Here is a 21,401-nt window from a genome sequence, read left to right as displayed (position 1 = left end):
CCAGACTTCGTGACATGAACAGCCCTGCGACCTCGGACGGAGTGCGGCTCGGCGAGTACACCACGCTGCGGCTCGGCGGTCCCGCGACCAGGGTGATCACCGCCACGACCGACGAGGATCTGATCGCCGCGGTCGCCAAGTGCGACGCGGCGGGCGAGCCGGTGCTGCTACTCGGTGGCGGATCCAACCTCGTGATCGCCGACGCCGGGTTCAGCGGCACCGTGGTGCGTATCGCGACCGACGGTGAGCGCGTCGAGCCGCTCGACGCCGACCGCGTGTCCGTCGAGGTCGCCGCTGGTGAGGACTGGGACTCGTTCGTCGCGCGGAGCATCGACGCCGGGCTGTCCGGGCTGGAGTCGTTGTCCGGCATCCCTGGTCTGGTCGGCGCGACGCCGATCCAGAACGTCGGTGCCTACGGCTGGGAGGTCGCCGAGTTCCTCCGCTGGGTTCGTATCTGCGACCGCGCGTCTGGCGAGGTTAAGACGCTGGACGTCGATGAGCTTGGGCTGGCGTACCGGACGAGCCGGTTCAAGGGCACTGATGACGCGGTAGTGCTCAGCGTCTGTTTCGCCCTGTACGCAGACGGGGAGGGGCAGCCGGTCCGCTACGCCGAACTGGCGCGCGCGCTCGACGTCTCACCTGGTGACCGGGTGCCCGCCGCCGAGGTGCGCGAGGCCGTGCTCGGGCTGCGGCGTGGCAAGGGCATGGTGCTCGACGAGCACGACAAGGACACCTGGAGCGCCGGATCGTTCTTCACCAACCCGATCATCGCGGAGGCAGACCTGCCTGACGTGCTCGCGCGGATCGCGGACGTCGTTGGCGACGACGTCGTCGTGCCTCGGTTCCCCGCCGCGTCCGGGGTGAAGCTGCCCGCCGCGTGGCTGATCGAACGCGCCGGGTTCGGCAAGGGATATGCGGGTCCCGGCGGGCGGGTCGCGCTGTCCAGCAAGCACACGCTCGCGCTGACCAACCGGGGCGAGGCCAGCACGGACGACTTGCTCGCCCTGGCCCGCGAGGTCCGTGACGGCGTCGCCGAGCGGTTCGGCGTCACGCTGCGTCCGGAGCCGTTGCTGATCGGCTGCTCGCTGTAGGCTCGCGCTTCGCCCTGACCCCGCCCCGCCGGACCAGGCGCCCGCCGTGCCGACCGCGCCAGATGCCGTGGATCTTGAGCACTTCTGTCGTCCGGACAACCAATCGCGCTCAAGATCCACTCGTGGGACACCGCACCGCGCCGGACAGGCACCGCACTACCGCCTGTGCACCGGATAACAGTGACGAATCGACCACAATCGACGTGCCACGGTGTCGGTGCGTCATGGCAAAGTTGAAAGGGCAGGCGAGAGAAAGGGGCGTCGGTGCTCGGAAGGCGGACGGTGTTGCGCACCGCTGCGATGGCGGGTGGCGGTGTCGTGATGGGGAGCGCCGTCGCGTGCAGCGGTGACGACGAGGGTGTCGGCGCCGGCGGGGCGCAAGCGGCCCCGAAGCCTGTCGCGGTCATCAGCACTACGCCCGCTGACGGCGCTACAGACGTCGGTGTGAAGGATGACATCGTCGTACGGGTGGAGCAGGGCACGTTGCGGGACGTGACGCTCACCAACGCGGACGGGGAGCAAGTCGATGGCACCTTCGCGGAGGACAAGCGCAGCTGGCGCGTCACGGAACCGCTCGGGTTCGGCAAGGAATACCGCTACACCGCGCGGGCCGTCGGCACCGACGACAAGGAAGTCGAGGTCACCGGCGGTTTCACGACGCTGACGCCAGCAAGTGCGGTCCGCGCGACCATCAACCCGATCGACGACGTCACCGTCGGTGTCGCGATGCCGATCAGCGTGCGCTTCGACGAGCCGGTCACCGACAAGGCCGCCGCCGAACGAGCGTTGAGCGTGGAGAGCGATCCGCCGGTCGAGGGATCCTGGGCGTGGCTGCACGACCGGCAGGCCGACTGGCGGCCCCGCGAGTACTGGCCGGAAGGCACGCGGGTCAAGGCCGCCGCGATGCTGTACGGCGTGCACTACGGCGGCGGCGCGTACGGCCGCGCCGATTTGACGACGGAGTTCAACATTGGGCGTAACCAGGTCGTCAAGATCCACACACCGGACCATGAGATGCGCGTCTACCGCGACGGCGAGCTGTACAAGACGTACCCGTCAAGCAACGGCAAGGACAAGAATCCCGACCTGAACACGCCCAACGGCACCATGATCGTCATGGCGAAGCACGAGAAAGCGCGCTTCGACAACGCTCGTTACGGCTATACGAACGTGTGGAAGAAATGGGCTGTGCGGTTCTCGAACCACGGCGAGTTCATCCACGAGAACGAGGACAACCGCGCCAACATCGGCAAAAAGAACACCTCCCACGGCTGCGTGAACCTCACCAACGAGGACGCCAAGGAGTACTACCAGACCGCGATGATCGGCGATCCCGTCGAGGTCACCGGCGCGAAGAAGGACATGCCGAAGACGTCCGACGTCAATGACTGGCTCTACGACTGGGAAACTTGGCAGTCCATGTCGGCGCTGTAGGCGCCTCCGGATAGCACCGAAGAGCGACCAAAATCACACGACCCACCCCGTCGCAAGCCCGTGACCTAGGCTTTTCGCGAGAGATGCTCGGCGCAGGGAAGATCACGGCCGCCGCTCGCGTTAAGGCCCGACAGGCAGTCAAGTCAGTCAGCGAGGAGTAGACGGGGATGACCGCAGCGCGCGGGATGGTGCAGGCTGGTTCGCTAATCGGAGCGAGGGGCGGCACCAAGCCAATCCCCGGCGCCCTCGCTGGCGGTGCGATCGCGGGAACCGTCGGCAGGGTGCCGCGCAGGGTCGCCGTGATGTCGGTACACACGTCGCCGCTCGAACAGCCGGGCACGGGTGACGCCGGCGGCATGAACGTCTACATCGCTGAGACGGCCCGGGAGATGGCCCGCAGAGGCATCGAGGTCGAGGTGTTCACCAGGGCTACGTCGTCCGATCAGCCGCCGATCGCGGAGCTCGCTCCCGGCGTGCTTGTCCGGCATGTTCCGGCCGGGCCGTTCGAGCCGCTTGGTCGCCACGAGCTGCCTGCCCAGATGTGCGCGTTCACCGCGGGCGTGCTGCGCGCCGAGGCGTTTCACCCGCCCGGTTACTACGACCTCGTGCATTCGCACTACTGGGTGTCTGGTCAGGTCGGGTGGCTGGCGTCCGAGCGCTGGAACGTGCCGCTGGTGCACACCGCGCACACGCTGGCTAAGGTCAAGAACGCCGCGCTGGCCGACGGCGACACCCCCGAACCACGCACCAGGGTGATCGGCGAGCAGCAGGTCGTGGACGAGGCCGACCGCCTTGTCGCCAACACCGACGTCGAGGCGCGGCAACTGGTCGAGCTGTACGGCGCGGTGCCCGGCACCGTACGCGCGGTCTCGCCCGGCGTCGACCTACGGTCCTTCACGCCAGGATCGACGTCCGCCGCACGGGACGGGCTCGGCATCCCGCAGGACGCCGTCGTGCTCGCGTTCGCGGGACGTATCCAGCCGCTCAAGGCGCCGGACGTCTTGCTGCGCGCCGCCGCCGAGTTGGTTCGCCGCGACCCCGAGTTGGCTCGGCGCCTGGTCGTCCTCGTCGTCGGGGGGCCGTCCGGGACCGGACTGGAACAGCCGGAGAGCATGAAGGAGCTCGCGAACCAACTCGGTATCGCCGCGAACACCCGGTTCCTGCCGCCGCAACCGGCATCCGCGCTCGCGCAGGTGTTTCGTGCCGCGGACGTGGTATCCGTACCCAGTTACAACGAATCGTTCGGACTCGTCGCGCTCGAGGCGCAAGCGTGCGGGACGCCGGTGGTCGCCGCCGAGGTCGGCGGGCTGCCGACGGCTGTGGCTCACGGGGTGTCCGGCTTGCTCGTGCCGTCCCACCGGGCGGACGACTGGGCGGACGCGCTCGCCGCGGTCGCGTGCGATCCGGGATACCGTGCGCGGTTGTCGGCAGGCGCCGTGGACCATGCGCGGGGCTTCTCGTGGCGGCGCACGACCGACGCGCTGCTGGCGGTCTACGCCTCGGCGGTGACGGAGTACGAGCACGCGATGCGGGAGGCGTCATGACGGACCGAGTGCGCACAGTCGTCGAGGAGACGCTGACCAAGCTTGAGCTGACATATACCGAGCATGGGCCTGGCCGGTACTTCGTCACGCTGCCTGGCGAGAAGAAGCTCCAGACCAACTGCTGGTTGATCGAGGGCGACAATTCGTTCGCGGTAGAGGCGTTCGTGTGCCGCCGCCCCGATGAGGCGCACGAGGAGGTCTACCGCTACCTGCTGCGGCGCAACACCCAGCTCTACGGCGTGCATTACGCGATCGACAAGATCGGCGACATCTACCTCGTCGGACGCATCGCGCTCACTTCGGTCACCGAGACCGAGCTGGACAAGCTGCTCGGCCAGGTGCTTGAGGCGGCCGACGGCGACTTCAACATCCTCTTGGAGATCGGCTTCGCGTCCTCGATCAAGCGCGAGTGGGACTGGCGCGTCTCACGCGGCGAGTCGTTGGCTAACCTGCAGGCGTTCAAGCACCTCATCGAGCCGTCCAACGGCGAGCACCGCCCCGTGAGCGATTCGTGACCTGACGGCTGCAACGCCCCGTTGCCGTCCTCCCGTCCTGTCCATCGACCAAGGACGTCGATGCGGACGAAGGTGACGACATGGGCAGGGCAAGCAAAGCGGGACGCACGCGCATCGGCATGACGCTGGCCGTGGGCATGCTGGCGGTGCTGGTGGCTGGGTGCTCCGGCGACGCGGAAGAGGGCGCGGCTGGGCCACACACGGTGTCGACCCCGGCGGGTGATGGTGGCGGGATGACAGAGAATTCCGCCAGCGGCGAGGCGATGGACCGCGCGTCCGTATCCGGTGAGGCGCAGGGAGACGCTGGCGCGCGGAACGGCGACAGCAGCGCGCGGGATCTGTCGGCCGCGCAGCTCGAGGACCGCAAGTTGGCCCGCTCCGCGCGCATGTCGCTGCGCACCGACGACGTCGACGCCGCCGCGGTCGAGGCGCGCAGGATAGTGAGCGACGCCGGTGGGTACGTCGCGTCGGAACGCTCTCGCCGCGACCGGGCCACGCTCACACTCACCGTTCCGAGTGAGGAGATGGACGCCGTGCTTGGCAAGCTCGCTGAGCTCGGTGAACGCAAGGAGCGGCAGGTCACCGTCGAGGACCTGACGGACCAGATCATCGACGTCGACAGCAGGGTGGCCTCGCAGCGGGAGAGCGTGCGCCGGGTGCGGGAGCTGCTCGATCAGGCGGAGTCCATCTCGGACCTGGTCGCGATCGAGCGGGAGTTGGCGCAGCGCGAGTCCGAACTGGAGTCGCTGCTCGCGCGGCAGGACGCGCTGCGAGGCAAGGTCGCCATGGCCCCGATCACGCTGACGCTGCGCGAGACGTCCGCCGATGACGACGAGGACGACGGCGGATTCCTCGGTGGCCTCGCGTCCGGGTGGGGAGCGTTCACCGCGCTGCTCGGCGGGACCGCGGTCGCTCTCGGTGCCGCGTTGCCGTTCGTCGTCTTGGCGGGCGTGCTGGCCGCGGTCGCGTTGGCCGTGCGCAGGTGGCACAAGCACGCGCGGGGCACGGCCCCGGCCCCGGCGGGTGCGGCGGTGCCTGACTCTGAGGCATAGCCACCTACGGTCCGGCACAGCGTGATGGTGGGATAACAACGCGGGACGGCCCGAGGGAGGGGGAGTCGCGAAGACTCGGGCCGCCCCGCGTGGTGCTCCGCCTCGCGAACCCCGCGGACGAGGGGAGGCCGGCGGGGCCGCTGCAGGCGGACGCAGCTCGGCAGGGGGAGACGAGCTGCTTCTCCCGCCCAAAGCCGGGGAGTGCGTGGAGACCGGCCAGGCGGGTTGGATGACAACTTGTCAGATGTGACAAGTGGCCACAACCACCGCGACTACTCTTTTCGAGTGTATTCCCTTGAAATCCTCCACTCAGTGCAGTCAATACCAACGAGTTAGTGGCCTCATACCGCCGAATTGTGGGTCGGCCTTCCCCGGCGGAGTGGTGAACTTCACACCCGGAGTAGATGGTTGTCGTGAGTTCCACACCGCACGAGTGATCGCTTGACCGGCTCGCATAGCCTTCTTGCCATGGGCGAGAAGTCAACGCTGGTGCTACTGCGGCATGGCCAGAGCACCTGGAACGCGGAGAACCTGTTCACGGGCTGGGTCGATGTCCCGCTCTCGGTGCAAGGAGAGGACGAGGCGCGGCGGGGCGGCGAACTGCTCGCCGAAACCGGCATGCTGCCCGACGTCGTCCACACGTCGTTGCTGCGCAGGGCCATCTCCACCGCCAATATCGCGCTGGACGTCGCCGAGCGGCACTGGATCGACGTGCGCCGCGACTGGCGGCTGAACGAGCGCCACTACGGCGCGTTGCAGGGCAAGAACAAGAAGCAGACCCTCGAGGAGTATGGCGAGGAGCAGTTCATGCTCTGGCGTCGGTCGTACGACACCCCGCCGCCGCCGATCGAGAAGGGCAGCGAGTTCAGTCAGGACGCCGATGTCCGCTACGCCGGGCTCGGCGAGGAGATGCCGCTGACCGAATGCCTCGCCGACGTCGTCAAGCGGTTGTTGCCGTACTGGGAGTCCGCGATCGTGCCCGACCTGCGTGCGGGTAAGACGGTCTTGGTCGCCGCGCACGGTAACTCGTTGCGCGCTCTCGTCAAGCACCTCGATGGGATTTCGGACGCCGACATCGCGGGCCTGAACATCCCCACCGGTATCCCGTTGCGCTACGACCTCGACGCGGACCTCGCGCCGCTCAACCCAGGCGGGACGTACCTCGACCCGGACGCCGCCGCCGAGGCAGCCGCGGCTGTCGCCTCCCAAGGGCGGTAGGACTCACCCGAACTGCACCGAGCGCTTCGCGAGGCCGTGCCAGTAGCCGTCGATGACGCTGCGTGCCGCGGGGTCGTCCCCCGCGGCGCCCAGCGAGACGAACAGCGGCGCGAAGTGCTCGGTTCGCGGGTGCGCGATCCGCGCGGCAGGCGCGGTGTCGCCGAAGTTCAGCAACGTGTCGACGTCTCCGCTGGCTAGCGCTTCGGCGCCCCAGTGGTCGAACTCCGATGACCACGCGGCTGGCGCGACGTCGCTCGGCCCACCCAGGTTGATCTGGCGCAGGTTGTGCGTGAAAAACCCGCTGCCGACGATCAGGACGCCCTCGTCACGCAGGGGTGCGAGCCGCGCGCCGATCCCGTGTAGCTCGGCGGGGTCGAGGGTGGGCATGGAGATCTGCAAGACAGGAACGTCGGCGTCCGGGTACATCTCGACGAGCGGGACGTACGCGCCGTGGTCCAACCCGCGTTCCGGCTCGTCGTGGGTGTCGCCGAGCAGCTGACGCACGTGCTGGGCCAGCGTTGGCGCGCCGGGGGCGGGGTACGTGACCGTGTAGTACCGCTCGGGAAAGCCCCAGAAGTCGTAGACCAGTGGCTTCCGCTCGGTCGCGCCAATTGTCACCGGTGCGTTCTCCCAGTGCGCGGACACCATGAGGATCGCGCGTGGCCGGGGTAGCTCCTCGGCCCACCGGGCGAGTTGGTCTGTCCACAGCGCGTCGTCGGCCAGCGGTGGCGCGCCGTGGCTGAGGTAGATCACCGGCATGCGTTCCGTCACGACCGTGCCAACGGTGCCGCGGGCGGTCGTATTCCTTTCACCCACCAGAGTGAGGACAACAGGTAAACGGCAATTGTCCAGCCAGCGAACATCGGCGTCTCGGGTGTCATCGCCGTCACGGAAAGGCTGCGAACACTAGGCCAACGGGCCACCAGCATGCTTACGATTCAGGCGTGACCGAGTCCGCAACGCTCGTACTGGCCGTCACCATCGCGCTGGTCGTCGGGGTCCTGATCGGCATCGGGGTCGCGCGTGGCAGGCGTCGTGCGGCGGCGAGCAGGCCCGCGGGTCCCACCGTGGCCGAGTTGCTGTTGCGCCTAGTGCGGACGTCCCACAGCGGCGTCGCGGTCGTCAACCAGTTCGGCGACACCGTGCTTCACAACCCCCGCGCGGTGGAACTTGGTCTGGTGCGACACGGGCGCGTGGACGCCCGGGCACGGGTGGCGGCCGAACAGGCCGTGGAGACCGATGAGCGCGTGGAGATCGATCTCTCGCCGCTCGGCGGCGCGCGGGGCAGGCAACCGGAGGCGGTACTCGGCGAGGCGATCTCGCTCGGCGACGGCTACACGGTGATCGAGGCCGTCGACCACTCCGAGGCCGCCCGGCTGGAAGCCACCCGCCGGGATTTCGTCGCCAACGTCAGCCACGAGTTGAAGACGCCGGTTGGCGCGATGGCGCTGCTCGCCGAGGCCGTGCTCGACGCGGCCGAGGACACCGACGAGGTGCGCCGCTTCGCGCAGCGAATCCTGAACGAGTCCACCCGGCTTGGCACGCTGGTCACCGAGCTGATCGAGCTGTCCCGGCTGCAGGGCGCCGAGCCACTGCCCGACATGAACGTCGTAGAGGTCGACGCCGTCGTGTCCGATGCGCTCGGCAGGATCGAGGTCACCGCGGACGCCGATGAGCGCACCATCACCACAGACGCCGACAGCGGCCTGCTGGTCGCCGGTGACAAGACGTTACTGGTCACCGCGTTGTCCAACCTGCTGACCAACGCCGTGGCGTACTCCCCGGCAGGTAGTCCGGTGTCCATCTCGCGCAGGCTGGTCGACGGGATGGTCGAGATCGCGGTCACCGACAGAGGTATCGGCATCGCCGAGGATGAGCAGCAGCGGGTCTTCGAGCGGTTCTATCGCGTCGACAAGGCCCGCTCGCGCGCCACAGGGGGCACCGGGCTCGGCCTCGCGATCGTCAAGCATGTCGCCGCCAACCACGGTGGCGAGGTGCGGTTGTGGAGCATGCCAGGCACCGGCTCCACGTTCACGTTGTGCATACCCGCACACGACGGCTCGGGTCAGCGACAAGGGGCCGAGTCGGACACGCGTGGGCAGTCACGCCCGCGCGGACGCTCGGCGACAGAGACACGCAAGGCACACGGCCTCGTCGTGACGAGCGAGCCAACCAACCACGGAGGGATGTTGTGACCAGGGTTCTCATCGTCGAAGACGAGGAGTCGTTCGCCGATCCGCTGACGTTCTTGCTGCGCAAGGAGGGGTTCACGGCGACGGTCGCCACCACGGGCCAGGAGGCGCTCGACGAGTTCGATCGCAACGGCGCCGACATCGTGTTGCTCGATTTGATGCTGCCCGGCATGAGCGGCACGGACGTCTGCAAGCAGCTCAGGGCCCGCGCCGCCGTCCCGGTGATCATGGTGACCGCGCGGGACAGCGAGATCGACAAGGTCGTCGGCCTCGAGCTCGGCGCGGACGACTACGTCACGAAGCCCTACTCCGCCAGAGAGCTGATCGCGCGGATCAGGGCCGTGCTGCGACGTGGTGTCGAGGGCACAGCGGGGGACGGCGACGGTGCGCCCGCTGTGCTCGCGGCGGGTCCGGTGCGGATGGACGTCGAGCGCCACGTGGTGACCGTCGGCGGCGATGAGGTTTCGCTGCCGCTGAAGGAGTTCGACCTGCTGGAATACCTGCTGCGAAACGCGGGCAGGGTCCTGACGCGCGGGCAACTCATCGACCGAGTGTGGGGCGCGGACTACGTCGGCGACACCAAGACACTCGACGTCCACGTGAAGCGGCTGCGGGCGAAGATCGAGCCGGACCCGGGTTCGCCGCGATATCTGGTCACCGTGCGGGGGCTCGGGTACAAGTTCGAGTCCGGGGTGTGATTCGGCGAACGTGCCGTTCACCACGCGTGATCACCAGCGCGTCCACCCAGCGCAGCCAGCGTTCCCTTCACCGCATACCACCTGACGTCGGGCAGATCACAGTGCGCTCAGGGCGGGTGCGCAGGGTAACGTGACTGGGTGTGCGCCTAGGAGTACTTGATGTCGGGTCGAACACGACCCACCTGCTTGTGGTCGACGCGCACCGTGGCGCCCATCCGACCCCGATGCACTCGGAGAAGACCGTGCTGCGGCTATCCGAACGCATCACCACGTCGGGGGAGCTGAGCAAGGATGGTGCCGACGACCTCGTGCGCGCCGTCGACGATGCGAAGAAGGCCGCCCGCAAACTGGGCTGCGAGGAGATGCTGGCGTTCGCGACTTCCGCGGTGCGGGAGGCCACCAACTCTGGCGACGTGCTGCGTAGGGTCGGTGAGGAGACCGGCGTCGAGCTACGGGTGCTATCCGGCGCGGATGAGGCGAAGCTCACCTTCCTCGCCGCGCGCCGCTGGTTCGGCTGGTCGGCGGGGATGTTGCTTGTCCTCGACATCGGCGGCGGCTCGCTCGAGATCGCGATGGGCATCGACGAGGCGCCGGACTTCGCCGCGTCGCTGCCGCTCGGCGCTGGCACCGTCACCCGCACCCGGTTCAGCAACGACCCGCCGTCCCGCTCCGAGATGATCGACACCTCCGCATGGCTGGAGAAGGAACTTGCCGGTCTTCGCAAGCAGGTCAGCAAACATGGCGAGCCTGATCACGTCGTCGCCACCTCCAAGACATTCCGCTCGTTGGCCAGGTTGACGGGGGCCGCCCCGTCGTCGGCCGGGCCGAGAGTGCGTAGGGTGCTGACAGACGTCGGACTGCGGCAGCTGATCGCCTTTATCTCCCGGATGACGGCGGCCGACATCGCCGAGTTGGAGGGAGTCAGCAGCAGTCGGTCGCACCAGTTGGTCGGGGGAGCGCTTGTCGCGCAGGCGACGATGGCGGAGCTGGGACTGTCGGAACTGGAAATGTGCCCGTGGGCGTTGCGCGAAGGTGTCATCCTTCGAAGGCTGGACCACGCCGACGGCGAGGACCAGACTGAACTCACAACGCAACCGGCCGGCTCGAAGTGATGGAGTTGGTCGGCAACACTGGTGAATGTCGGTATCGGCACTAGGCACGGTGGAAGGGATGTCGCGAGAACCCGGTGATCAGCCGACTCGGCGCACGGTCGCGGAGTTGCTCGAACAACACGGTGCGAAGCCTGCGAGCTCGCCGCGCAGGCATCGTCGTCGTGCCACGGAGGACGACGGCGAGAACGAGCTCACCACCACGGCTCCGCAGGCCATCATCGACCGCATCAACAGCGAGGCGGACTCCGGCTCCGCACCAACCCGTCGCAACGGCAGCCCGCACAGCCATGCGGTGTCGGACGAGCCACCAGCGCCGCCGCACGCCGCCCAGCCGCAGGCCCCGCAAGCGCCGCCGCCGGTGCGGCCCGCGCCTCAGCAACCCCCGCGGCCACCGGGACAACCACCCCAGTCGCCCGGCAGCGGTTACCAGCGCGCGATGCCGCCGCCCAGCTCACCGTCGTGGCCGGCGATGCCGCCGCAGGAGCAACAACCGCCGGAGCCGCCGCACCCCCCGCAGCAGCAGGCGCCGCAACAGCAACAGAGCCTCGGCGCGCGGCTGGAGGGTTTCGCCGCGTCCCGGCAGCAACCGCCGGTTGAGGACTCCACGGAACAGATGCCCGCCGTCGGCGCGCCGGGGGATGACGTCTACGGCTACGCCGAGGACTACGAGGACGACTATCAGGGCGGTTACTACCAGGATTTCGAGGACGAGTACGAGTACGACGAGGACTACCAGCAGGGCTACCCGCCCGGCCATCCCGGCGCCGCCTACCAGGCTGACCCCTATGGCTTCGTCGAGGACTACGACTACGAGGACGATTACCCACCCGGCTACGACCCCGACTACGAGGGGGACGTCGACGGCCCGCCCATCCCAGGGGCTCCCGATGAACGGGCCCCGACGGGCGTGATGGCGCCGGTCGGGACGCCGGACGCGAGGGCCGACGCTGAGCGGTTCGACGCCGACGTCGAACCGACGGCGCACGGCAAGGAGTGGCTCGCGGTCGCCGCGCAGCTCACCCTCGGCGTTGTCGGCGGCGCTGCCGTGTGGTTGCTGTTCAACTGGCTGTGGATGCAGATCCCCGCGCTTGCCCTCGTCGCAGCGCTGGCCGTCGTCGTTGGCCTGGTGTGGATCGTGCGCAAGATCCGCAAGGCGGAGGACATGCAGACGACGGTGCTCGCCGTGCTGGTCGGTGTCGTCGTCACGGTGTCGCCCGCCGCGCTGCTCTTGCTGGACAAGTGACTGGACGTAGGTAGGTTGAGCGAAACACCGTGGGGAACGAGCAAGCCTGTTCCGGTGGGGTTGTCCACGGCCTCGGTGTGGCCGCTGCGCGCCAACGCCGGCTTCGAACTGGCGGCCGAGCTTGGTTATGACGGCGTCGAGGTCATGGTGTGGGCCGACTCGATCAGTCAGGACGTCTCCGCGCTGAAGTGGTTGTCGGAGAAGACCGGCGTTCCGGTGCTGTCCATCCATTCACCGTCGTTGCTGATCACGCAGCGGATCTGGTCGCCAGATCCCGAGGTGCGGCTGCGCAGGTCCGTCGAGGCCGCGCTCGAGCTTGGCGCGCGGACGGTCGTCGTCCACCCGCCGTTCCGGTGGCAGCGCCGCTACGCCGACTCCTTTCCCGACCTGGTCGCCGAGTTGGAGGAAACCAGCGGCGTCGAGGTGGCGGTGGAGAACATGTTCAAGGTCAAGCCGCCGGTTGGGGACCGCAACCGCAGGGTGTCGGCGTTCCGCCCGTCGATTGACCCAACCGACGTCGGTTACGCGCACTACACCCTCGATCTCTCGCACACCGCCGCCGCCGGGATGGACGCCTTCGCTCTCGCGGACCGTATGGGGCCGAACTTGACGCACCTACACCTCGCGGACGGCACCGGGTTGCCCAAGGATGAGCACCTCGTTCCCGGCAAGGGCACGCAGCCGTGCGCTGAGATTCTGGAAAAGCTGGTCGCGCAGGAATTCGACGGCCAGGTGGTGCTTGAGGTGAACACCCGCAACGCCCGGAACTCGGCCGACCGAGCGCGACTGCTCGCCGAGTCACTGTTGTTCGCGCGGTTGCACCTGGGGCAGTAGCGCGCCGCGATTCTTGGGCGGCGACAAACCGGGTGATCGTCGTATCGTGCTCACCGTGAACCCGTTGCGTTCGATCATCCTCGCTGCCGCGGGCAGCGACGCTGTCCGAAAGATGATCACGACCGCGCCCGGCACCCGTGCCATGGTGGACCGGTTCGTCGCGGGTGAAAGCGCCGACGACGCGATCGCCGCAGTCGCCGCGCTCGCGGACACCGGTCGCTACGCCACGCTGGACTACCTAGGCGAGGACACCCACGACGCGGCGCAGGCGGAACGCATCGTGCAGGCGTACCTGGCCGTGCTCGATCGGCTGCACGACGCGGACCTGTCCGCCCGCGCCGAGGTCAGTGTGAAGCTGTCCGCGCTCGGGCAACGGCTCAGCCAGCGCCTCGCCGTCGACAACGCCTTTCGGATCTGCGCGGCGGCGGAGCAGTGCGGCACGACGGTCACCGTGGACATGGAGGACCACACCACTACCGACGACACGCTCGCGGCGGTCGCGGAGCTGCGCAAGCCGTGGCCCGACGTCGGCGCGGTGGTGCAGTCGTACCTGCGACGCACCGAGGACGACGTCGCCGCGCTGGCAGCGCCTGGCTCCCGGGTGCGATTAGTCAAAGGCGCGTATAACGAGCCGCGAGATGTGGCTTTTTCCCACAAGCACGATGTCGATCTCGCATTCGTACGCTGTGCCAACGCGCTGCTGGCCGGGGGCGCGTACGCGATGTTCGGCACCCACGATCCCCGGCTGATCGAGCTGGTCAGCGACAGGGCCGAGGCTCACGGCGTGCCACGTGACGGCTATGAATTTCAGCTACTTTACGGCGTCCGTCCGGACGAACAGATACGACTTTCCGAAGCGGGACAGATCGTCCGGGTCTATGTGCCATACGGCGAACAGTGGTATGGGTATCTGATGCGCAGGCTCGCCGAACGCCCAGCAAACACGACATTCTTCCTGCGTTCGGTGGTGACTCGGTCATGAGCACGCCCCACATGGGAGTGATTCGGTGAAGGCAGCGGCCGAACAGGCGGTACAGTTCGCGGCCGCGAGTGCGCCGCGCTCGCTGGGCGACGGTACGTTCACGACGACGTTGCGGCCGGAATGGTCGGTGGGCGGCCACCCACACGCCGGATTCCTCGTGGCGCTGCTGGCACGTGCGGCGGTCGCGGTGGTGGCCGAGCACGCTGAGATGGCGTCCGACCCGATCTCGATCAGCGTCGAGTTCTTGCGCGCGACCAGCCTCGGGCCCGCGCTGCTGCGCACCGACGTCCGCAAGGCCGGTGGGCAGACGACGGTGGTCGGGGTTCGCCTTGAGCAGCGCGGTCGATGCTGTGTCGAGGCGACGGTGATGATCAGCAGGTTGCCGGGCCAGCGTTCGGTGTGGTCGGAGCTGCCGGTGATGCCCGCCGAGCCGCCGAGCAACGCGATCGCGCTCGCCGGGCCGCAGGCCGGCGACGTCGCGCGGCTGACCGAGAACTGCGAGGTCCGGCTGGATGCCAGCACAGCGCTGTTCCTGGCGGGTCGACGGTCCCCTGTCGCCGCGCGCAACGCGAAGGTGCCCCGGTTGCGGCTGCGGTTGTGGGTGCGGCCGAAGTCCGGTGCGATCGATCTGTACTTCGCGCTCCTCGCGGGCGACCTCAGCCCACCGGTGCCATCCAACCTCGGCCACGGCGGGTACGCGCCGCCGGTGCAGCTCACGGCGCTGGTCCGTGCGCGGCCTTCGCCCGGCTGGCTGCGTGTGCACGTCGATTCCCGCGCGGTGAACCGCCCGTGGTTCGACTCCGATGCAACCGTCATCGACGCCACGGGGCAGCTGGTGTGCCAGATGCGGCAGCTGGCGGTGACCCCGGGACGTTGATCTGAAGACGTTGTGGTCGTCATAGCAACCACAACGTCTTCAAGCTCGCTGACGTCAGGAGGCCCACCCAGGTACCCCTCCTGACCAGCCGCGCGGTTCGACGTCTGGCACGCTTAGCCCATGGCTGCGTTCGAGACCCCCGACACCGAGACCTCCGAGCAGACCGCGCCGGTGATCGCCGTCCTCGGGGCTGGCAAGATCGGCGAGGCGCTGATGTCTGGCTTGCTGCACGGTGGGCACACCGCCGATGAGCTGCTGTTCACCGAGCGGCACCCGGAGCGCGCCGCCGAGTTGACCGACGCCTACGACGTCCGAGGCGTCGAGATCGAGGAGGCGGCCGAACGTGCCGATGTCCTTGTCGTCGCCGTCAAGCCGCAGGACATCGAGCCGTTGCTGGAGAAGCTCCGGCCGCTGATGACGCCGGGCAAACTGGTCGTGACGCTCTGCGCGGGACTGCCGACGACGTTGTTCGAGGACCGGCTGGGCGACGTCCCGGTCGTGCGGGTCATGCCGAACACGCCGATGGTCGTCGGCGAGGCGATGAGCGCGATCTCCGCCGGCGCGCACGCGACGCCGGAGCACATGGCGACGGTCGAGAAGATGCTGTCGTGCGTGGGGCAGGTCGTCGAGCTGCCGGAGTCGCAGCTCAACGCCGTGACGGCGTTGTCGGGTTCAGGACCGGCGTACTTCTTCTTCCTGGTCGAGGCCATGATCGACGCGGGCATCCTGCTTGGCCTGCCCCGCGCCATCGCGGAGAAGCTGATCATCCAGTCGGCGGTCGGCTCGGCGAAGATGCTCTCGGACTCCGACGCGCACCCTGTCATCTTGCGCGAGGCGGTGACGTCACCTGCGGGTACCACCATCAATGCCATTCGTGAGCTGGAGAAACACGGCGTCAGGGCGGCGCTGCTCGCCGCGATCGAGGCGGCGAGGGACCGCGCGGTTGAGCTGGGCAAGGCGCACGAGTAGCCCGGTCGGGAGCCGTGTTCGATACCACACCTTTCGGTCCCTAGGTGGTAGCGAAACGCCCACGATCGTTGCAACTTCGGTGCCATCTTGGCTTCATGCGTCGCTATTGCCACACGTGTCCCGTTACTCTCGGACATACGCACGTGTACGTGTCCGTACCGCCCGGCGGGGAAGCCGGGCGGCACGACACGTGCCGGAAGACCAAGGGCACGGTGAACCATGCCGCACAACTCCGATGACCCACCTGCCATGGGGCAGGTGCAGTTCCTCACGGTGGCCGAGGTGGCCTCGCTGATGCGGGTGTCGAAGATGACCGTCTACCGGCTCGTCCACTCGGGCGAGCTGCCCGCGCTGCGGGTTGGCAAATCGTTCCGGGTGCCGGAAAAGGCCGTACACGAGTACCTGGAGAGCGCATACTTCGACGTCGGCTGAACCTGGGATGTTTCGGCCGTGACCGGTGTAGCCGCTACCCGCTGCTCGCCCGGTGACCAACCGCGGGTAATCTGACACGTCGCTGGTCGGCTGCGCGGAAATGCGCTGGCCGAGTACGCAACCGTAGCCGCAGTGTAAGGAGCACCCGTGGGCTCTGTGATCAAGAAGCGTCGTAAGCGCATGTCGAAGAAGAAGCACCGGAAGTTGCTGCGGAGGACGCGCGTCCAGCGTCGTAAGCAGGGCAAGTAACTTACTTCAGCCCGCGCACGCGCACGGGCTGAAATCGCCATTTCACCCGGCCCGGTGTCCACATCGTGGACGCTTTACGGCCATCCGGGTGGTCTCTCCAGCGAGAAACCCGCTCCCGGGTTAACAGCTTGTTAGCGGTCTCCGATAACGGCTGTGCACGCGGTAGCATCACAACCGCGTCAAGTGCCAAGACCCCGCATCGGTTGACGCACCCCGCGATCCGCAATCTCGCTTGCAAGGGAGACCCATGCCGTCGAACATCGTGCTGGTCACCGGGGTCTCGGGGGAGCTCGGTGGCAAGCTGCTCGCACGGCTTGGCAACAACCCGGACTTCGAGCGCGTCATCGGCGTCGACACGAGCCCGCCCCCGAAGCGGGTGATCGCACGTATGGGTAATGCGGAGTTCGTCAGGGCGGACATCCGTAACCCCCTCATCGCCAAGATCATCAGCAGCGCGAAGGTTGACACGGTGGTGCACGCGTCCACGACGGCGCACCCGCCTGGTCCGGCTCGCCGCACGCCGGTCAAGGAGATGAACGTGATCGGCACCATGCGGCTGCTCGCCGCGTGCCAGCGTTCGCCATTGGTACGCAAGCTTGTGGTGAAGTCGACCGCGGCCGTCTACGGTGCGAGCGCCCGGTCGCCAGCGGTGTTCACAGAGGACTCGCCGCTGATGCCGGTTTCGCCGAGGGGATTCGCATCGGACGCCGTCGAGATGGAGGGTTACGTTCGCGGCCTGCAACGTCGCAGGCCGGACATCACGGTCACGGTCGCGCGGTTCACCAGCGTGATCGGACCCGAGGTCGACACCGTGACCACCCGCTACTTCGCGCTTCCCGTCGTACCGACCGTGCTCGGCTACGACGCGCGCATGCAGCTGGTGCACGCCAGCGACGCGCTGAGCGTCCTCGAATTGGCGACGGTGCGCGACAAGCCAGGCGTGTTCAACGTCGGTGGCGATGGTGTGCTCGCGCTGTCGCAGGCGGTGCGGATGGCGGGCAGGGTGGAGTTGCCGGTGCCGATGGCGGCGTTGCCATCGGTGAGCAGGCTGCTGCGCGGCGACAAGCTGGTCGACTTCTCGCACGACCAGCTCAGATTGCTCAACTTCGGTAGGGTCGTTGACACGGGCCTGCTGAAACGCGAATTCGGCTACACGCCTCGTTGGTCGACGCGCGAGGCATTCGAGGACTACGTCCAGGGCAGGGCGTTGCGTCCTGTCGTTGACGGCCGTTCGTTGGCGGCTCTGCTGCGCAAGGTCGCGCTGCCCACCAGCAACGAGCACGTCCCATCACAGTGAGCTCGACGATCTCAACAACCTCGGAGTATCCGTCATGGTTGACAGGAATCCAGTCAGCGGATCAGGACCTACGCGCGCGGCGTCGGTGAAGGACGTCCGCGACGAGGCCCTTGAGGGTCAGTCCGCCCAGGTCATCCCGCTGCGTTCACCGGAACGGGGTGGTAGCCAGCGCCGGAGACAACCCGCTGACGCCGTCGAGCGGCACGGCGACGCCGCCGTGGTCAACCTGCCCGGTTCCGCTAACGTCGCTAGCTCGCACGCTGGTGCCGCCGCGACGTCCGAGGGGGCGGCGGCTGGGCAAGAGGAGTTGGTGCCCGATGTCGTCGGCAAGGCACTCGACTTCCTGCGTGGCCGGCTCACCGGCGAGTACGACGTCGACGAGTTCGGCTTCGACCCCGAGCTGACCGAGACGGTGCTGCTGCCCGCGTTGCGGGTGCTGTACGACAAGTGGTTCCGCGTCGAGGTCCACGGTGCGGAAAACCTGCCGCTCGGTGGCGGCGGGCTTGTCGTGTGCAACCACTCCGGCACGATTCCGCTCGACGCGCTGATGACCATGGTCGCCGTCCACGACAGCCACCCCAAACAGCGTCACCTGCGGCTACTTGGCGCCGACCTGGTGTTCCGGTTGCCGTTCGTCGGCAGTCTCGCCCGTAAGACGGGGCACACCCTCGCGTGCCATCCCGATGCGGAGCGGCTGCTCCGTGGCGGGGAGTTGGTCGGGGTGTTCCCCGAGGGCTACAAGGGCATCGGCAAGCCGTTCAGCGCGCGGTACAAGCTGCAGCGGTTCGGCCGGGGTGGGTTCATCTCGGCCGCGCTACGCGCCGGCGTGCCGATCATTCCCTGCGCGATTATCGGCGCGGAGGAGATCTACCCGAAACTTGGCGACATCAAGCCGCTCGCGCGCCTCCTCGGGCTGCCGTACTTCCCGGTGACGCCGTTCTTCCCGCTGCTCGGCCCGCTGGGCGCCATCCCGCTTCCGACGAAGTGGCACATCGAGTTCGGCGAGCCGGTCCGCACCGATCTCGAAGACGGCGATGCTTGGGACGACCCGATGCGCGTGTTGTCGCTGACCGACCGTGTGCGCGAGTCCATGCAGCAGTTGCTGTACGAACGCCTCGCGCAGCGCGGTGGTGTGTTCGGGGACTGACCTAGGGATCGCCCGTTACCGCTTCCGGTACGCCAGGCCCGCCGCGACGGCGCCCGCCACGGCTCCGGCACCGAGCACGGACGGGACGCCGATCTTCGCCGCCTTACGCCCGGTGCGCCAGTCCCGGATCTCCCAGTGCCGCTCGCGCGCGACGTCGCGTAGCCCGGTGTCCGGGTTGATCGCGACCGCCGTTCCGACGACGGACAGCATCGGCACGTCGTTGAGCGAGTCGGAATAGGCGGTGCAGCGTTTGAGGTTGAGCCCTTCCTTCGCCGCCAGCGCGCGGACGGCGTGCGCCTTGGCCCTGCCATGCAGCAGATCGCCGACGAGCCTGCCGGTGTAGACGCCGTCAACCTGCTCCGCGACGGTGCCGAGCGCGCCGGTCAGCCCTAGCCTGCGCGCGATCATGGTCGCTAGCTCGACCGGCGTCGCGGTCACCAGCCACACCCGCTGTCCCATGTCGAGATGCATCTGCGCGAGTGCCTTGGTGCCGGACCAGATCTTGTCCGCCATCAGCTCGTCGTAGATTTCCTCGCCGACCGCGTTCAGCTCCTCGACGCTACGACCCGCCACGAACGACAGCGCTTGCTCGCGCGGCGACCCGACGTCGCCCTCCTTGCCGCCCACCCGGAACTTCACCTGCTGCCAGGCGAATCCGGCGAGATCGGACGTCGTGAAGTACTTGCGTGCCGCGAGCCCACGCGCGAAGTGGAACATCGACGCGCCCATCATCATGGTGTTGTCCACGTCGAAGAACGCGGCCGCTGTCAGGTCAGGGGCTGCCGGCTCCGGCGGGCCCGGCTCCCTGACCGCGAGCTGCTCCGCGGCGGCAGCGGTGGCCTTGCCCTTCTCGGCGGCCTCTTCGCCGTTCTCGACGTCGACGGATTCGGCGAACTCCGCTGTGACGTCCAGCGGTTCCGGCTCGGCGTCAGTGACGGCGCCGGGCACGTCGTCCTGGTCGACGTCGGGAAGGGTGCCCGGCACGACGTCTCGCCCAGCGTCGTCGCCATCGGGCGTTTTCTGGGCATGCTCCAGGGACACGGCGGCCTCGGCTGATGCTTCACCCGCCATCGCGGCTAGGCGTTCTAGCTCGCGGTTCTTGTCCTTGCCACGCCACAGCGCCACCCGCACCAGCCTCCAGTCAAGGATGTGGAAAGTGCTGGCTTCCAGTGTGTCATTGTGCGTGGGGTGATCGCTGGGGTGGTTGAGCGATCTTCATACCCCTGTTGGTGGTCGTGCGCAGGAAAGACACCACGGCGTCGCGGTTAGCCGATGCCGAGTTCTGGTAACAACGGAATCCCGGGAGAACTCGCTTCGGACGATTCCTCGATCTGCTCGTCATCGGTACCGGGTAGCGACGGCTCGGGCAGCTCAGGCACCGTGAGCGGCTCGTCCGTCGTGTCGTCGCTGGTGTCCTTGGGGGCACTGGTCCTGCCGGTCGGATCGAGGTCCGGCGCGGGTGCCGTCGTCGCGGGAAGGGGCGACGCGGCATCCGGCCCTGACTTCTCGGCCTTCGTCGACGCCGTGCTGGCCTTGGGCTGCACCGCGACCTGCTCGCGTCCGCCCTCGGTGGCGTCACACTGTCCGGTGGCAGGCAGGACACCGATGATGTCGGACTCATCCGAGACGATCGTGGCGCAGTGGGACCGCCCTAGCAACGCGACGGCCCTGTCTTCGATGCCACGCACCAGCTCGGAACTTCGCGAGAACCGGTTCGTGACCGAGTCGGGAATGGAGGTACGCAACGTCGCCATCCGGTCGCCTGCCCGCATTGCCCAGTCGCGCAGCATGGTGAGGTCCCGGCGGTCGTCCTTCTCTGCCGCGTTGTCCGTGATGACCCGGGACGCGATGATCGCGGAACGGTCGAAGTCGATCAGCGTTGACCGGTAGTCGGTCACCTCATCCGCGGTGACACCGCCGTCCGCGTCGTCGCGTTCGACCAGAGCGGTCAGTTCGTCGATACGGGTGGACGCGATCTCGATGTGCTTGCGTGCCCTGCCCTCCTCGGAGAAGGTCAGGTCGAGCGCGATCGACTCCGTCGTGCGCTTGAGGTCGTAGAGCAGGTCACCGGGGATGGCGGTCTGCGAGAGCTCGATGCCGAGCGCACCGGCGGCCACGATGCTGGCCGCCGTCGCGGCGGCCAGCAGTGATGCCTTGCGCTTCTGGCGGTGCTTGATCGTGTCCGCGTGCTGGATGGTGTGCGTGGGAACGGGTTCGCTGGCGTCGCCGGTAGCCGACTCGTGCGCGGTGTCGGTGCTGTCGTCTACGACAGCGGTGGCTGACTTCGCCTCGATGGCGGCGAGGATCCGGTCGCGCCCGCTCTTGTCGAGCGCAGGCTGTGAGCCGAGTTCGCGCAGCGCTGAGACGACCGCGAGCTCGTCAGCGAACTCGTGGTCGTCGTGTGTGTCGGCGCCGTCGACCAGTTGGGCGAAGCGGTCGCTTCTGTCCCTGTCACGCCGATACCAAACGGGCTCGTTCACCCTGCGTCCCCACCTCCCATGAGTGTCCGGTAGTC

Annotated in this window: 21 protein-coding genes; 18 read left to right on the top strand and 3 right to left on the bottom strand. The window is 68.0% G+C overall.

Going from position 1 to position 21,401, the window contains the following annotated elements; all coding sequences use genetic code 11:
* The first annotated feature begins 14 nt into the window (after positions 1 to 14).
* From ACFQGD_RS30790 to ACFQGD_RS30765, 6 genes are all read left to right on the top strand, one after another.
* Positions 15 to 1,091 carry a UDP-N-acetylmuramate dehydrogenase gene (locus ACFQGD_RS30790; protein ID WP_345391231.1) on the top strand — a complete coding sequence of 359 codons (1,077 nt, stop codon included), beginning with the start codon at positions 15 to 17 and terminating at the stop codon, positions 1,089 to 1,091.
* A 264-nt stretch (positions 1,092 to 1,355) separates the two neighbouring features.
* Complete coding sequence (locus ACFQGD_RS30785; RefSeq protein ID WP_345391228.1) at positions 1,356 to 2,525, top strand: L,D-transpeptidase; 1,170 nt, start codon at positions 1,356 to 1,358, stop codon at positions 2,523 to 2,525.
* A 302-nt stretch (positions 2,526 to 2,827) separates the two neighbouring features.
* Entirely contained in the window at positions 2,828 to 4,069 is a 1,242-nt protein-coding gene (gene mshA / locus ACFQGD_RS30780) for a D-inositol-3-phosphate glycosyltransferase (protein ID WP_345392409.1), read from the top strand.
* A complete protein-coding gene (locus tag ACFQGD_RS30775) occupies positions 4,066 to 4,584 on the top strand; it encodes a type III secretion system chaperone family protein (RefSeq protein ID WP_345391225.1) in 519 nt (172 codons plus the stop codon). The genes mshA and ACFQGD_RS30775 overlap by 4 nt, the downstream gene beginning before the upstream one ends.
* 80 nt (positions 4,585 to 4,664) lie before the next feature.
* Positions 4,665 to 5,636, top strand: coding sequence for a DUF4349 domain-containing protein (locus ACFQGD_RS30770; protein WP_345391222.1), 972 nt, complete (start codon positions 4,665 to 4,667; stop codon positions 5,634 to 5,636).
* 468 nt (positions 5,637 to 6,104) lie between these two features.
* Positions 6,105 to 6,854, top strand: a complete 750-nt coding sequence (locus ACFQGD_RS30765) for a phosphoglyceromutase (RefSeq protein WP_345391219.1) — start codon at positions 6,105 to 6,107, stop codon at positions 6,852 to 6,854.
* Between the two features lie 3 nt (positions 6,855 to 6,857).
* Here ACFQGD_RS30765 and ACFQGD_RS30760 read toward each other — a convergent pair whose 3' ends face one another.
* The gene (locus ACFQGD_RS30760; protein WP_345392406.1) at positions 6,858 to 7,613 is read right to left on the bottom strand and encodes a dioxygenase family protein; all 756 of its coding nucleotides are present in this window, start codon (positions 7,611 to 7,613) and stop codon (positions 6,858 to 6,860) included.
* Positions 7,614 to 7,798: 185 nt separating this feature from the next.
* Between ACFQGD_RS30760 and ACFQGD_RS30755 the strand changes: the two genes are divergently transcribed.
* The 12 genes from ACFQGD_RS30755 (at position 7,799) to ACFQGD_RS30700 (ending at position 18,886) form a co-directional block, all read left to right on the top strand.
* Positions 7,799 to 9,049 (top strand): sensor histidine kinase, encoded by a 1,251-nt coding sequence (locus tag ACFQGD_RS30755; protein ID WP_345391216.1) that lies wholly within the window; start codon positions 7,799 to 7,801, stop codon positions 9,047 to 9,049.
* The gene (locus ACFQGD_RS30750) at positions 9,046 to 9,744 is read left to right on the top strand and encodes a response regulator transcription factor (protein ID WP_345391213.1); all 699 of its coding nucleotides are present in this window, start codon (positions 9,046 to 9,048) and stop codon (positions 9,742 to 9,744) included. The genes ACFQGD_RS30755 and ACFQGD_RS30750 overlap by 4 nt, the downstream gene beginning before the upstream one ends.
* Positions 9,745 to 9,884: 140 nt before the next feature.
* Positions 9,885 to 10,856 (top strand): Ppx/GppA family phosphatase, encoded by a 972-nt coding sequence (locus tag ACFQGD_RS30745; RefSeq protein ID WP_345391210.1) that lies wholly within the window; start codon positions 9,885 to 9,887, stop codon positions 10,854 to 10,856.
* A 58-nt stretch (positions 10,857 to 10,914) separates the two neighbouring features.
* On the top strand, positions 10,915 to 12,099 hold the full coding sequence (locus ACFQGD_RS30740) for a hypothetical protein (RefSeq protein WP_345391208.1): 1,185 nt from the start codon (positions 10,915 to 10,917) through the stop codon (positions 12,097 to 12,099).
* Positions 12,100 to 12,159: 60 nt separating this feature from the next.
* Positions 12,160 to 12,933, top strand: a complete 774-nt coding sequence (locus ACFQGD_RS30735) for a sugar phosphate isomerase/epimerase family protein (protein ID WP_345392403.1) — start codon at positions 12,160 to 12,162, stop codon at positions 12,931 to 12,933.
* A 55-nt stretch (positions 12,934 to 12,988) separates the two neighbouring features.
* The gene (locus ACFQGD_RS30730) at positions 12,989 to 13,915 is read left to right on the top strand and encodes a proline dehydrogenase family protein (protein WP_345391205.1); all 927 of its coding nucleotides are present in this window, start codon (positions 12,989 to 12,991) and stop codon (positions 13,913 to 13,915) included.
* Between the two features lie 25 nt (positions 13,916 to 13,940).
* Entirely contained in the window at positions 13,941 to 14,792 is an 852-nt protein-coding gene (locus tag ACFQGD_RS30725) for a thioesterase family protein (protein WP_345391202.1), read from the top strand.
* A 120-nt stretch (positions 14,793 to 14,912) separates the two neighbouring features.
* Positions 14,913 to 15,761 (top strand): pyrroline-5-carboxylate reductase, encoded by an 849-nt coding sequence (gene proC, locus ACFQGD_RS30720; protein WP_345391199.1) that lies wholly within the window; start codon positions 14,913 to 14,915, stop codon positions 15,759 to 15,761.
* Between the two features lie 219 nt (positions 15,762 to 15,980).
* On the top strand, positions 15,981 to 16,193 hold the full coding sequence (locus tag ACFQGD_RS30715; RefSeq protein ID WP_345391196.1) for a helix-turn-helix domain-containing protein: 213 nt from the start codon (positions 15,981 to 15,983) through the stop codon (positions 16,191 to 16,193).
* Between the two features lie 147 nt (positions 16,194 to 16,340).
* Positions 16,341 to 16,442 carry a 30S ribosomal protein bS22 gene (locus tag ACFQGD_RS30710; protein WP_005453035.1) on the top strand — a complete coding sequence of 34 codons (102 nt, stop codon included), beginning with the start codon at positions 16,341 to 16,343 and terminating at the stop codon, positions 16,440 to 16,442.
* A gap of 247 nt (positions 16,443 to 16,689) precedes the next feature.
* Positions 16,690 to 17,739: an NAD-dependent epimerase/dehydratase family protein gene (locus ACFQGD_RS30705; RefSeq protein WP_345391192.1), complete on the top strand. Its 1,050-nt coding sequence runs from the start codon at positions 16,690 to 16,692 to the stop codon at positions 17,737 to 17,739.
* 34 nt (positions 17,740 to 17,773) lie between these two features.
* Complete coding sequence (locus ACFQGD_RS30700; protein ID WP_345391189.1) at positions 17,774 to 18,886, top strand: lysophospholipid acyltransferase family protein; 1,113 nt, start codon at positions 17,774 to 17,776, stop codon at positions 18,884 to 18,886.
* A gap of 15 nt (positions 18,887 to 18,901) precedes the next feature.
* Here ACFQGD_RS30700 and ACFQGD_RS30695 read toward each other — a convergent pair whose 3' ends face one another.
* A complete protein-coding gene (locus tag ACFQGD_RS30695; protein WP_417368071.1) occupies positions 18,902 to 20,005 on the bottom strand; it encodes an HAD family hydrolase in 1,104 nt (367 codons plus the stop codon).
* 146 nt (positions 20,006 to 20,151) lie between these two features.
* Positions 20,152 to 21,366: a DUF5667 domain-containing protein gene (locus ACFQGD_RS30690; protein ID WP_345391183.1), complete on the bottom strand. Its 1,215-nt coding sequence runs from the start codon at positions 21,364 to 21,366 to the stop codon at positions 20,152 to 20,154.
* Positions 21,367 to 21,401 lie beyond the last annotated feature (35 nt).

It is taken from the genome of Haloechinothrix salitolerans (assembly GCF_042662605.1).
Taxonomy (GTDB): domain Bacteria; phylum Actinomycetota; class Actinomycetes; order Mycobacteriales; family Pseudonocardiaceae; genus Haloechinothrix_A; species Haloechinothrix_A salitolerans.
This window is presented reverse-complemented; position numbering and strand designations above follow the sequence as displayed.